A 13,249-nucleotide genomic window follows, 5' to 3' on the forward strand; every position below is an offset into this window, starting at 1 on the left:
TCTACTCCTCAAAAAAAAACCGTTACTGAGGGATAAATCGCTTAGACAAGCTACGTGGTTTAAATGATGATTTTTCACTTATCCACAAAAAAATTTATCACCCGTTTCTTTAAGGGTTTTTATTTGATCCTGTTTACTCCTGTTTACTCCTGTTTAAGAGCCTTTTTTCTTCTTTATAATCAATAGCTTACAAAGAGAAAAAACAGTAAATGAGCAGAAAAAACAGTAAATGAGCAGAAAAAACAGTAAATGAGCAGAAAAAACAGTAAATGAGCAGAAAAAACAGTCGTATATTAAATACTGTTTATTTAACTGTTCTTAATGTTACTATAGCTTGAATGTTTTTAAAAAAAACAGTAAATGAGCAGGATTAAAAATGGAAAATAATTTAGTTGTTCAATCAAACGAGCTGATTCTAGCAACATACACAATGCAAAAAACAGACAAAGAGCTAATGCTTGCGTGTATTAGTCAGATAGACAGCAGACCTGACGCACCAGAAGTAACAAAACAGACTGAATTTAAAGTGTCTGTAGATGATATAAAGTCACTGTTCTTTGGTAAGAAGTCTAAAAACGAGCAGAACGTCTATCGTGATATGGAAAACGCAAGTAAGCGTTTGTATGACGTTGATATTGTAATGAGCTTGCCCGAAAACAAAATACTTCAAACAAGACTTATCAGTAGTATTGTCTATGACCCGGATAACGGAGAAGTTTCTTTATCTTTTGCAGAAAAGATTTTGCCTTATTTGACACAGCTAAGAGCTAATTTTACTAAGTATAAGTTGCTTGAAATCGGCGAGTTATCAAGTATCCACTCAATACGTTTATATGAATTGGTCGTTATGTGGGTTAATCAGTTTCAGTACAGCAAAGATTTTACACTTGAAGAATTTAAGCATGTAATGAATGTCAAAGGTAAATACAAGCAGTTCGGTCATTTGCGACAATTTGTTATTGAAACAGCTATTAACGACATTAACGAGAATACAAACTATAGTGTTAGCGTGGAGTATCAAAAGAAATCGAGAGGTAAGGGATTTAGAGGCTTAAAGCTGAGTTTCCATAAAAAAACATTAGACAAGCTAACGGGTGCAGACGGTGCATTATCGCAAGCAGCCATCCAGTCCATTGTCGATAGCGTGCAGTTTATGAATGACTATAACGATCATCCAAGCCTAAGTTATGACGGAAAAATGCAGACTGACGCATTTAAGCGCGAAATGATTAAGATCATACAACGAGAGCCTGAAAGCTTTAACAAGCCTAATAAGGCTTTAGAGAGCTATTTACCAAAGATTAAACACTAATGTTTTTTCAAATATCCGTTAAAGTCAAAAGAACCACCGTTTTTTCTTCTTAGCCGTCGCGACGACTGAATCGTCTTTTTTTTCTTGCTCCTGTGCAAGTGGCGGCTCATCGCTCATTTCAGCTTGCTTAAACTCTAGCAGTCTTACTTGTGCGAAATCCTGGATACTAGCGTTGGCTTTATCCAGCGTTTTGTTTAACTGTCCTATCTGCTGCTGATAATTTTCAATTAACTTTTTTTGATCGCTTACTTGTTGGCTGAGATGTTCATTCTTGAGCTTTTCAAGCGCTAATTGGTGTTCAATGTCCGTATTGTACTGAACACTTTGACTGTTCAGAGGTGTACTTTGAACAGTGTCCACTGAACGTTCAGTACGTTTTTTAGAAATTGGCTCACCAAACACTCGCAACATTTCTGAAACGTCTATTTTCTTATCTGCTGTTCTAGAAAGCTCACCATCATTGACCTTCTGATAGATCGTGGTTCTTGATACACCCCATTCTTTTGCTGCTTTTGTCACCGATATGTTCATTGTTCACCTAGTGTTCAAGTACGTTTTTAGAAACTGTACAGTACAACTGTCCAGAACGTTCAGTGAACAACTATGGCACTAACCCGTCTATCAGGCAAATTATAAATAAACTGCTGTGTAAATCAGACGGTTAGTTATATAGCACTCACTTTATTGAACAAATATAGGGTATTATTAATGCTTGAAAGCAGTGTTTTGGGTATTAAAGAAAGAAGGTTCTATGAAAAAATTTATTCTAAGTATGGCGTTATCTCTCTTTGCCTTATCTTCTCAGGCAGCAGTTACAGTCACTGATAATCCATTTTATAGTGATGTTGAGGTAGAGCATCCGTTGTTTGCTAAAGGTGCTGGCGGCTCTCAATGCAAAGGCTTACCGCGCACTTGTGGGCAGATGGTTAGCTGTGAACAAGCCAAACAAGCACTCAAATGTGGAAATACCAAGCTAGACCGTGATAAGGACGGCGTACCATGCGAATCAATATGTCCAGGTGGTTAATTGCAGTAGCGTCTATCGTTATGATTGGGTGCAGCTCAGGCAATACAGAAAATGATCTGTATGGTTCAGGCTATATCGTAGTGAGTGAGCAGACATGGAGTAAAGATTACACAACACCTTATCCGTTTACGGTGCCTGAGGGTGAGATTGCATGTGCCTCAAATCCTTCCTTTGGTCGTGAGGTGTTTTTTCATCCTAAGGGTTATACAGATGAATCCTACGTTGGTACACCGCTTAACAAAGCAGCGGTAGATGGCTTAAAGCTAAGTCGTTTGACACCAAATGCGCCTCATAGTGTCAAGGAAGGTGCTGATCTTAATGAGGCCGTACAGATTGGATTGAAGGTCTGTGATGAGCAAGAGGATGAGCTTGCGAATTATTAAGTTCGGTTCCCTAGTGAGGACTTGAACCTTAGGCTGTGAGATATTGCTATTAGTACTCTAAATCTATTTAGATAAAATCAGTGTACATAGCAATGTAACTTTCAAAATGTAAGGTTGAGTATACAAACCGGGACGAATAATAATTATTCAAGATTATCTTTTACTTTGAAAGGTTCTGAGAATTGTAGAATTAAGAAATTAACAACTGATAATATAATCGCTATCTCATAACGTCCATAAGCAACAGAGATGCCGATAGCAGCGGTATTCCATAAACTTGCAGCCGTCGCAGTGCCTTTTACTGTATTATCGCCTTTAAAAATCGCCCCACCACCGATAAAACCCATACCTGTAATAATTGCGTACATGATTCTCGCTTCGGGTTCTGCTGCACCTCCATGATAGATATCGACAGCTACTAGCATGAAAGCACAGGATGCAATACTGACTAATGGGAAAGTTCTGAGTCCTGCACCCTTATCTTTCATCTCACGATTAAGCGCAATCGGTAGGGAAAGCACGAAGGCAATTGCTAATTGAATTAGGTGATATACCATTAATTTTAAGTTTAAATCAAATTCAAACATGGTTTATTGCACTCTTTAAAATAAGGTTAAATGAACAGGGGTGATTATCGTTATTTTTAATGCGTCGAAGATGACTTATTACTGCGTAATTTACCAATCATGGTGACAATAGCCACGACAATAACACCGACGGCTAAACCTACCAACGCATTTAAGAGCATGGTTGTCACACTTCCAAATATGCCAGTTAGGTGCGCTAAGTCTTCCACTTCATGATGCAAAAAACTGATCCCGTGCACTAAGATACCGCCGCCCACTAGAAACATAGCTAATGTCCCAGCAATCGATAGAAACTTCATCAGCTTTGGTGCCGCAGACAATAAAATCCCACCTATTTTCTGCTTTGCACCGTTCGTCTGTTTCATTAGGTAAAGACCTAAATCATCCATTTTAACGATACCCGCTACTAAGCCATAAACGCCTAATGTAATGCCAATAGCAATAATAGACAGCATCACGCTCTTCTCTAAAAGCGTCGCTCCAACTGCTGAGCCGAGTGCAATTACGATAATTTCAGCCGATAGAATAAAGTCGGTGCGCACCGCACCTTTGATTTTGTCCTTTTCAAAAGCAACCAAATCAATCGTCTCATCAGCATTGGCACGTAGACGGGCGATTTGTTCTTCATCGTGAGGTAAGATATGTGGCCAGAACTTATGAATGATTTTTTCAGCACCCTCATAAGCCAAATAGACACCTCCGCACATCAATAAAAAGGTGACTAATGGGGGATAGATGGCACTAATCAGCAACGCTAATGGTACTAATATAAGCTTGTTAACGAATGAGCCTTTGGCGACGGCCCAAACTACTGGTAGCTCACGGTCGGCTTTAACGCCTGAAACTTGCTCAGCATTAAGGGCCAAATCATCACCCAATACTCCTGCCGTTTTTTTAACGGCAACCTTGGTCATGATTGACACATCGTCTAGTATCACACTGATGTCGTCAAGCAAGGTTAATAAACTGGCTCCTGCCATGTGTGCTCCTTTGCGTCTATTTATATAAATTAATTGATAGGTTTTTTATTAAAATCTTTCTAATGTTTTTTGGTATCACCGACAATCTTATCCATCAAAGCAAATAACAGGCCTGACAGTACAAACGTCATATGGATAATCACTTTCCACATCAATCTATCAGCATCACCTTCGCTCATCTCTTTAGGTATATCCATAAATGATTTAAGAAGATCAATCGCAGAAATGGCAACGATGGCACCAATCACTTTGAGTTTCAGCCCAGAGAAATTGATTTTCCCCATCCATTCAGGACGATCCTCATGATCTCCGGTATCAATTTTTGACACAAAAATCTCATAACCACTAAATATGATGATAAGCAATAAACTTGCGACCAATGACATGTCGATAAGCGCCAATGTACCAACGATGACATCGGCTTCAGATGCACTGAGCACATGGGTAATCATATGCCACAGCTCTTGAAAAAATTTAATAAACAATAAAATGATACCGAGCACCAATCCCAAATAGAACGGGGCTAACAACCAACGACTATTAAATATGGTTTTTTCTAATCTTTGTTCAGCTTTCTTCAGCATTTGTGTCTCTTGTTGTGGGTAATATAAATGTTTGAATATGATGTCTATTATTAGGTAATAAAAAGCAATGCATGTTAGAAAAAAGGTTATACCAATTATTTGGTATAACCTGTTATTAACGATATTCTAAGATAATAATTTTTTGCTTTACATTGTCTACACTCTAAGCAGTGAGTTTTGCCTGTTGCTTACGATGTTTCAGTGAAGCAAGCAGTGCCCAACCAATAAAGGCAATACCGATCAGTCCCGTAATAAGCTCTGGCACATGAAATTTTACCGATAGCAGCATGATAATGGCTAAAGCGCCAATGGCATAATGCGCGCCATGTTCAAGATAGACAAACTCATCAAGCGTGCCTTTATCAACTAAGAAAATAGTCATCGAACGCACAAACATCGCACCGATTGCAAGACCCAGCATAATCACGATAACGTCATTGGTAATCGCAAAGGCGCCAATTACGCCATCGAAACTGAATGAGGCATCGAGGACTTCTAGGTATAAGAAGCCGATGATACCGCCTTTCATAATCGCACTGGTCGCTGCTGCGCCCGAGCCATTTTCTTTGTTTTCTAAATCTTCTTCGAGGTCACCTTCAAGCATACCCGAGACCACTTGGACGCCAAGGTATACCAAGATACCCCAAACACCAGCGATTAGAACAGCGGCGGATTGCTCAGGATTGGCAAATGATACGGCAATCATCAACACAATAAGCGCCACAAAGACGCTCATGGCATCTACTTTGCCAAGCTTTGCCAAACGGCTTTCAAGCCAGTTAAACCAGTGCACTTCTTTATCGTCAAAGATAAAGTTTAAGAACACCAATAACAAGAAAATACCACCGAATGCAGAGATTTCAGCATGGTGTGCCATTAAACGGGCAGAGTATTCTTCTGGTTGATACAAAGCCAGTTTGATGACCTCTACCATAGCAAGCTCAGCAGTTACTGCGACAATGACAATAGGGAATACCAAGCGCATCCCAAATACAGCAATCAAAATACCAACGGTTAAAAATATCTTTTTCCAAAACTCATCCCAGCCTTTGAGGACTGAGGCATTAACCACCGCATTATCGAATGATAATGAGATTTCCATGACGGCCAAAATAGCGGTAATAGATAAGGTTGCGATCAAACCGCCCATCCCGCCATGTGAATATCCCCACCATGCCGCGATCGCTAATGCAATGGCGGTAAAGATGAAGTCTAAATAAAAATGTCTCATGACACATCCTGTCTGGTTGCGTAAAGCTAAGTGTATCTACTAAAAGTATGAGGCATAAAAAAAGTGGCTATCGTGAGCCACTTCCCTATGTGATTTTTAATAGAATATAAAGTATTTTTTTAAAATATTCTATGCAGAATTGTCACTGTATTTTTTATGCTTTGGCGATTAAAAACACCTTATACTTTAATAAAAATTCTAAGCGTAAGACACTGATCAAATAAATTTTGCTATTTTAGGTATACCCTAAGGGAACCACCTATTTCACCCTTCAAACCTATTAACAGACCACTTAAAACAGACTGGTATAATGGAACCACTTATAACAGACTATTTTAGGTGTTTATGTTTATCAGAGCGTATCTACGAGCGTCAACCAAAGAACAAGACGCTAAACGTGCCAAAAGCGAACTCATAGCATTTGCCAACGATCATGGCCACAAAATTGCTGCCTTCTATGTCGAAAACGAATCAGGAGCTATCTTGGCGCGACCAAAGCTTATGCAGCTGATTGAAGATGCTCATAAGGGCGATGTGATCTTAGTTGAGCAAATTGATCGCTTGGCACGTTTGAATCAAGCTGATTGGGATACGCTTAAAAGAATGCTGTCAGAAAAAAAGCTCGCTATCGTATCAAAAGAGCTGCCGACCTCATATATGGCGCTTCAATCTGAAAGCAGCACTGAATTTATGAGCAGTGTATTGCAGGCCATTAACTCGATGATGCTGGATATGCTCGCAGCCATTGCTCGAAAAGATTATGAGGATCGCCGTAACCGTCAGATGCAAGGGATTGCTCGTGCTAAGGCAGAAGGTAAGTATTCAGGACGCAGGAAAGATATGGAGAAGCGTAAGATTATTGCCAGTCTACTCAAATCAGGTCATAGCTATTCTGAGATACAAGGTATGACCAAGTGCTCACGGCATCTGATCGCTGATGTGGCCAAGGAAAGACCGAAGATGCTCAGTAGTCATTAAGTGGTTCCAATATAGTAGTCTACTATGAGTAGTCTATTAATGGATTAATGAGCCTTTTTAGAGGGTTCCGCTGGGTTATACTACGTGCCTTTTTTCGAATATTGCTGAAATATTCATAATTGTTTGAGGTAATATAACCATGAAAAGAGTCAACGTGTTAGGTACATCAGGTTCAGGGAAATCTACGTTTGCCAAAGCTCTAGCAGATAAACTTAACTGTGCATATGTTGAAATGGACGGATTATTTTGGCTGGATGATTGGGAGCATGTTGATGATGAAACCTTTATCACACATATTGAAAAGGCGCTAGATAAGCCAGCGTTTGTATTAGATGGCAATTATAGTCGGACGATACCTATAAAATGGAAAGATATCGACACCGTCATTTGGCTGAACTATTCGTTTCCATTAGTGTTGTCTCGTGCTTTCAGGCGTGCCATATTTAGGACTATTAGTAGAAAGAAGCTGTGGGATACCAATAATGTAGAGAGCTTAACAAGACTGTTTTCCAAAAAATCTATTATTTGGTGGACGATCACAACGCATAAGAAAAATCGTAAAAAGGTTCGTCAGTTAATAAACAAACCTCAATACCAGCATATTAAATTTATTGAGCTTACTAAGCCCATTGAGGCTAAAACGTTTTTGAAAAGTTTATAATATTTACCTATAGAAAGCTGGCTGTTCGATACCTTTATAGCGCACCGATCACAGATAGAATATGTATTTTAGGTACACTACGAAGTACACTGTGACTATTTCCGTAAGTTGAAACCTTGATAACATTAACCTACAGCCGAAGGTTCAAGTCCTCACTAGGGAACCGCACCAGTGAAATTGGTTTGTCATAGGCATACTTACAATAGATTATAGTGAAGTGATAGGGTGACGGAGCAGGCGGTAGTACTTTAATATTGGCCCGAACTCATATTACAACTTATGATCATTAATAAAATCAACCATCACTTGGGCGGTCCGCCCATCTCCTCCTAGGCATAAAAGCGCCCGCGTTCCTTATAGTTTCGTTGGCTTATTTGAGCTCTTTATTTTTGCGCTCAAGCGCTTTGATGACTGACCAAGAGGCATTATAGTTCGGTTAAGTTGTTCATGGAAGAAATCCTGTTTGCATAAGTTGGTCTTGGTAAACCTACTTTAGCAATTGTGAACTTCTTGTTTTTGTCTTTTTTGGCGCTCCCTTCTCCTGAACTGGGGTTATTTATTACTCAAAATTCTAAACAATTTGTTTTATGAGACAAAATTATTTGTTTCTGTTTTCCAATTATGTTCCAATCATAACCTTTTATCGGTGTTTTCATACACTTTAAGCGCATCAAAAGTACTTAATCTTGAAGGAGATAATCGGCTATGCAAGGAAGTAACTCGCCAAATGGCAATCCGCCACATAATAATTTTGATGCAGCAGAGCAAGATTCGCGCATGCAGCGGTTTTTAAAAGGAGTAGAGTGGCTCGGTAATTTACTACCGCATCCTGTTATTTTATTTGTATGGATGTCAGTATTTTTACTGGTTCTTTCAGCAGTACTGTCTTACTTTGGTATATCGGTAATCGATCCACGACCAGAGGGTGCAAGCGGCCGTAGCGCTGATGGAACTATTGAGGTCGTCAATTTATTAAATGGCGAGGGCTTAGCTCGTATTGTTGAAAACTTGGTGACCAACTTTACTGGTTTTGTGCCACTTGGTACGGTGCTGGTAGCACTACTTGGTGTTGGTATCGCTGAGCGCTCTGGAATGATATCAGCCGCACTACGTGGGCTAGTGTTAAACGCGCCAAAGAAAATGGTTACCTTTACTATTGTGTTCGCAGGTATTATGTCAAACACGGCCGCTGAGCTTGGTTATGTGGTTTTGATACCACTTGCTGCGGTCATATTTCACTCTCTTGGTCGACATCCATTAGCTGGTATCGCGGCGGCATTTGCTGGGGTATCTGGTGGTTATAGCGCTAATCTATTACTTGGCACAGTTGATCCTTTATTATCAGGGATTACTCAAGAAGCGGCACGTATCATCGATCCAGCTTACACTGTTGGGGCAGAAGCCAACTGGTACTTTATGATGGTGAGTACTTTTTTGATTAGTGGTTTGGGTTATCTTGTGACCGAGAAAATCGTCGAGCCAAGCCTTGGTAAGTACAATCCTACTGACGCCGATGATCCCTCAGTATTAGATACCAAAGCTGAGCGCGTATCTACTATTGAGAAAAAAGGACTTTTTTGGGCTGGTATTAGTATGCTGGTATTCTGTTTATTATTGGCTTGGACCGTGGTACCTGCTGACGGCATCCTGCGTAATGCTGAGACAGGTCTGTTGTCAGGTTCGCCATTTTTAAAGGGTATCGTTGTCTTCATTTTTGTGTTCTTTGCCATACCTGGTTATATATATGGAAAGATTACTGGTAGCATAAAAAACAACCAAGATGTAGTAGATGCGATGAGCCATGCGATGAGCTCGCTCAGTATTTATATCGTCTTAGTCTTTTTTGCAGCACAGTTTACCGCCTTCTTTAATTGGTCAAACCTTGGTTCTGTAATGGCAGTATCTGGTGCAACTTTCCTAAACGATATTGGTTTAACAGGTCCTTTCTTATTGATCGGTTTTATCTTGATATGTGCGGTGGTTAACTTGATGCTTGGTTCGGCATCTGCGCAATGGGCCGTAACAGCACCAATATTTATCCCCATGCTAATGCTAACTGGCTATGCGCCTGAGATGATACAGGCCGCATACCGTATTGGAGATTCGACTACCAATATCATTACCCCTATGATGAGCTATTTTGGTCTCATTATGGCAGTTGCTATTCGTTATAAGAGAAATACTGGTGTTGGCACACTTATGGCGATGATGTTACCTTATTCAATTGCGTTCTTAGTTGGTTGGATTATTTTATTTTGCGTCTGGGTGTTTGTATTTGGTCTGCCAGTAGGCCCTGGTGCAGAGACGTTTTATCCTGCTAGATAGTAGTGAATCGAAGTTTTGCTAAATGACCCCAGTTCGGGAAAAGGGAGCGCCAAAAAAGAAGTCCACAATTGCTAAAGTAAATTTATCAAGACCAACTTATGCAAACAGGACTTCTTATATGGACAACTTTTACCAATCATTCAAGCCAGAGTTTGAAACCCACATCATCGCTAGTGGCCGGCGTCAATTGAGACCATGCTATAGATTCTTTTTAGCTTCTCTCTAACACCACGTTTTTAGTATTTCTATTATCCACGGTAGTTTGGATCACTGACATCAGTAGAATAAGTATTATCATCTGACAGCAGATCACGTATATCATGCTCAGCATTACTATAAGACTCATTTTGCTGATTATTTTCAGCCTCATGACTAGATGTTTGCATATTGACCGCAGAAGAATCTTTTCCCTCATCCAAGCCTATATCGCCACCCAAACTTTCAATCATACTTTTAAACAATTCTTTATCCGATTTTCTCGTTAAAAAATCTGGAAAATGAATCGCAAAGTACTCTCGAATCATCTGCTCACTCTCACCATCAGTTGCCAACACCTGACCCAAAAACGCACCCATTAAAATCTTCTGCTTGTTCAGGCGTTTCTCTAACTTTACTTGCTGAACCTTAGCTTGGCGTTTTAACTCTTCCAACCGTTGACGCTCTTTTAACTCATTAGAATCTTGATTATCAAAAATAGACACAGGCGCTTTATTATTAGATACTGACATCAGATTTATCCTTATCAATTAAATTTTACTCAGCATAGCAAGCACCTTACTATCGTTCAATCACTTGTGGTAAGCTTTAACACAATTACATCCGAAACCTTAGATAGCTTAGTTTATTATTTAATGGTGGTGTCCCCCTGACTAAGGGCGAAGTAACGACTCAAAATTTAATCTATCCACTTCGTTACTATTCTTAATTTTGAATCCTTCTTCGTTGGGGAAACCCCAAACCCCGCACACCACGAAAAGCGGTGGTGTGCAAAAAGCAAAAATAGCAGGTGACTTTTATGACAATGGTACACATTGCAACAAAGGCGATTTCTCGAAAAGCAGGACAGTCGGCGGTGGCGTCGGCAGCCTATCGTGCTGGCGATGTGCTTGATGATGCCAAATATGGCAAGACCCATGACTATAGTAAAAAGTCTGGTGTGATGAGTAGCGATATCGTTTTACCATTTTCATTAAAGGCGCTGGGTGTGAGTGTGGATCGGGAGACGCTTTGGAATACCGCTGAAGCGGCAGAGACACGTTCGGACAGTCGGGTGGCGCGTGAGTGGCTGATTAATTTGCCGTATGAGTTAGACGAGTATGATCGGCATCAGCTGGCCATAAACTTTGCCCAAAAGCTTTGTGACGATATGGATGTGATTGCTGATGTGTGTATCCATCGTCCGGTGATGAAGTTGCCATTCGATCCTAGTGTACCACCAAGTTCTAAGTATTTGCGTGAGGGTGAGGAAAACCCTGATCCCCGTAATTTTCACGCGCATATTTTAGTCACTACTCGAGCGCCTACCATTGGACCAAATAAAACCTTGGCGTTTGATCCAAAGCTTAAGACCCCGTTTGAGTGGTCCAATAAAAAACGTAAGGCGCATGATCTGCCGTCATCGATGCAGGAGATTAAGCGTATTCGGGAGATGTGGGTAGATACCGCCAATAAGGTATTGGCCGAATATCATCTACCGCTGATGGATGCGCGCAGTTACAAGGATCAGGGGCTTGATCAGCAGCCCACTATTAAAATGGGAGTGGAGGCGACGGCCATGGAGCGCCGAGGCATCACGACCGAAAAAGGTAATACCAACCGCGCCATCAAAGCACGCAACAAATTGGTGGCTGACAACCATATCAAACAGGAGGCAGACAATGAGCGACGAATTAGCGCACTTAGAAAAGGACTTGCTTGGGCAACTGAGAAAAATGCAAGACTACCTGGCAGCATTGGAGGCACAAAACAACGAGCTGATTTTGCAAAACAACTCTCTGGAAGCTCAGAACCTCACATTACGTACTGCACAGAACAAAATAATAGAACGGCAATTCGAGTTGACGACACAAAACGATGTGTTGAAGACGCAAAATCAGGCATTGCTTGGGCAGCTAAACGATGCGAAAACCTACCAAAGCGATGTGATGACACAAAACAAAGAATTAATGGCACAAAACAAGAAAACAATAAGCTCACACAACGAATTGACGACACAAAACAAGCAATTGAGGGAATCACTGAAGCTATCGGAAAGTCAAATATTGAAATTAACAAAGCAACTGAGCGAAGTGCAAGACCAGCCCCCAACCCCTTCGATGACGCAGCACGACGAGCAAGAGCTGCTCGACTTGATCGACAAGAAGGACGCATTGATCGAGACACTCGAGCAAACCGTCACAAAGATGAGAGAATCTTTGAGTATGTTGAACGTATGAAGCTGCACCTAGCCATGCGCTTAATACAACGTCATCGTGATGATATGGCTATCAGATGGGCTCAAGGAGAAACCGCGGATGACGTCCCTGATAAATTTGATCAACGTCAAGTGGCACTACTCAGCGAGTTTGCACAGCACCATGGTATTGAGGACCACGATAAATCAGTGGAATTTACCGCACACTTACGCCAAGTGGCCAAACGTTTTGATCACACGCTGGTTGAGAACAACAAATCCATCATCAAGCTGTTGCGTGATCCTAACGCTGAACGTGAGCAGTATCTAGCGCTTACCAAGCATTTTATAGATTTCAGAGACAATATCGATCAAAAACGAGCGGCATTTAATACCAGCATCATCGACAAGCTAGGCGGTAGCGCAGGAGAGGTTGGAAGAATGACTCGGGACACCATGTCATCGTTCAGCTATATAGAAGAATTAATGGATTACATCAATCAGGATAACTGCCCAGCTGAGGCCAGAGACGTTGCCAAAGAACATCTAGCAGATACCTTAGATAAAACCTGTCAGCAATTCAAACTTGCGTTGCGTGAGGTTAACTCCCTACCAACAACCCAGCGTAAAACCTACTCAGAGGCGCTTAAAGCCACTTTAGAGACGTTTACTGAGCAATATGGCAAAGATCTGTCTGAAGGCCAACACAAAGCACTACAGGGCGGTTTAGAGTCTTACCAACATCAAGTCAATAAAGCGCATTCACCTAGCAGAGGATTTAGGCCTTAA

At 40.9% G+C, this 13,249-nt stretch carries 13 protein-coding genes; 7 read left to right on the forward strand and 6 right to left on the reverse strand.

All coding sequences use genetic code 11. The features are described 5' to 3' along the window. Positions 1-376: 376 nt before the first annotated feature. On the forward strand, positions 377-1,312 hold the full coding sequence (locus PG901_RS13085; protein WP_181717138.1) for a replication initiation protein: 936 nt from the start codon (positions 377-379) through the stop codon (positions 1,310-1,312). 24 nt (positions 1,313-1,336) lie between these two features. On the opposite strand, the gene PG901_RS13090 is transcribed toward PG901_RS13085, so the two are convergent. Beyond that, positions 1,337-1,843, reverse strand: a complete 507-nt coding sequence (locus PG901_RS13090) for a plasmid replication DNA-binding protein (protein ID WP_181717139.1) — start codon at positions 1,841-1,843, stop codon at positions 1,337-1,339. Positions 1,844-2,063: 220 nt separating this feature from the next. Between PG901_RS13090 and PG901_RS13095 the strand changes: the two genes are divergently transcribed. After that, on the forward strand, positions 2,064-2,339 hold the full coding sequence (locus PG901_RS13095) for an excalibur calcium-binding domain-containing protein (protein ID WP_068408089.1): 276 nt from the start codon (positions 2,064-2,066) through the stop codon (positions 2,337-2,339). Then, the gene (locus tag PG901_RS13100; RefSeq protein ID WP_271134680.1) at positions 2,312-2,722 is read left to right on the forward strand and encodes a hypothetical protein; all 411 of its coding nucleotides are present in this window, start codon (positions 2,312-2,314) and stop codon (positions 2,720-2,722) included. The genes PG901_RS13095 and PG901_RS13100 overlap by 28 nt, the downstream gene beginning before the upstream one ends. A 143-nt stretch (positions 2,723-2,865) precedes the next feature. Here PG901_RS13100 and PG901_RS13105 read toward each other — a convergent pair whose 3' ends face one another. The 4 genes from PG901_RS13105 to PG901_RS13120 all read right to left on the reverse strand — a co-directional run bounded on the left by PG901_RS13105 (position 2,866) and on the right by PG901_RS13120 (position 6,104). After that, on the reverse strand, positions 2,866-3,309 hold the full coding sequence (locus PG901_RS13105; protein ID WP_011512367.1) for an MgtC/SapB family protein: 444 nt from the start codon (positions 3,307-3,309) through the stop codon (positions 2,866-2,868). Between the two features lie 56 nt (positions 3,310-3,365). Next, positions 3,366-4,289 (reverse strand): DUF808 domain-containing protein, encoded by a 924-nt coding sequence (locus PG901_RS13110; RefSeq protein WP_181717141.1) that lies wholly within the window; start codon positions 4,287-4,289, stop codon positions 3,366-3,368. Between the two features lie 59 nt (positions 4,290-4,348). Beyond that, positions 4,349-4,873, reverse strand: coding sequence for a TIGR00645 family protein (locus PG901_RS13115; protein ID WP_181717142.1), 525 nt, complete (start codon positions 4,871-4,873; stop codon positions 4,349-4,351). Positions 4,874-5,036: 163 nt separating this feature from the next. Continuing rightward, positions 5,037-6,104 carry a DUF475 domain-containing protein gene (locus tag PG901_RS13120; protein ID WP_181717143.1) on the reverse strand — a complete coding sequence of 356 codons (1,068 nt, stop codon included), beginning with the start codon at positions 6,102-6,104 and terminating at the stop codon, positions 5,037-5,039. A gap of 345 nt (positions 6,105-6,449) precedes the next feature. Between PG901_RS13120 and PG901_RS13125 the strand changes: the two genes are divergently transcribed. The 3 genes from PG901_RS13125 to PG901_RS13135 all read left to right on the forward strand — a co-directional run bounded on the left by PG901_RS13125 (position 6,450) and on the right by PG901_RS13135 (position 10,068). Further along, complete coding sequence (locus PG901_RS13125; RefSeq protein ID WP_181717144.1) at positions 6,450-7,082, forward strand: recombinase family protein; 633 nt, start codon at positions 6,450-6,452, stop codon at positions 7,080-7,082. Between the two features lie 139 nt (positions 7,083-7,221). Continuing rightward, positions 7,222-7,743: an adenylate kinase gene (locus tag PG901_RS13130; protein ID WP_181717135.1), complete on the forward strand. Its 522-nt coding sequence runs from the start codon at positions 7,222-7,224 to the stop codon at positions 7,741-7,743. 705 nt (positions 7,744-8,448) lie between these two features. After that, entirely contained in the window at positions 8,449-10,068 is a 1,620-nt protein-coding gene (locus PG901_RS13135; RefSeq protein ID WP_144298058.1) for an AbgT family transporter, read from the forward strand. A 248-nt stretch (positions 10,069-10,316) separates the two neighbouring features. Here PG901_RS13135 and PG901_RS13140 read toward each other — a convergent pair whose 3' ends face one another. Next, positions 10,317-10,796, reverse strand: a complete 480-nt coding sequence (locus tag PG901_RS13140) for a hypothetical protein (protein ID WP_181717136.1) — start codon at positions 10,794-10,796, stop codon at positions 10,317-10,319. Between the two features lie 287 nt (positions 10,797-11,083). Between PG901_RS13140 and PG901_RS13145 the strand changes: the two genes are divergently transcribed. Further along, complete coding sequence (locus PG901_RS13145) at positions 11,084-13,249, forward strand: MobA/MobL family protein (RefSeq protein WP_228723100.1); 2,166 nt, start codon at positions 11,084-11,086, stop codon at positions 13,247-13,249.

This window comes from Psychrobacter sp. ANT_H3, from assembly GCF_027919975.1.
Taxonomy (GTDB): domain Bacteria; phylum Pseudomonadota; class Gammaproteobacteria; order Pseudomonadales; family Moraxellaceae; genus Psychrobacter; species Psychrobacter maritimus.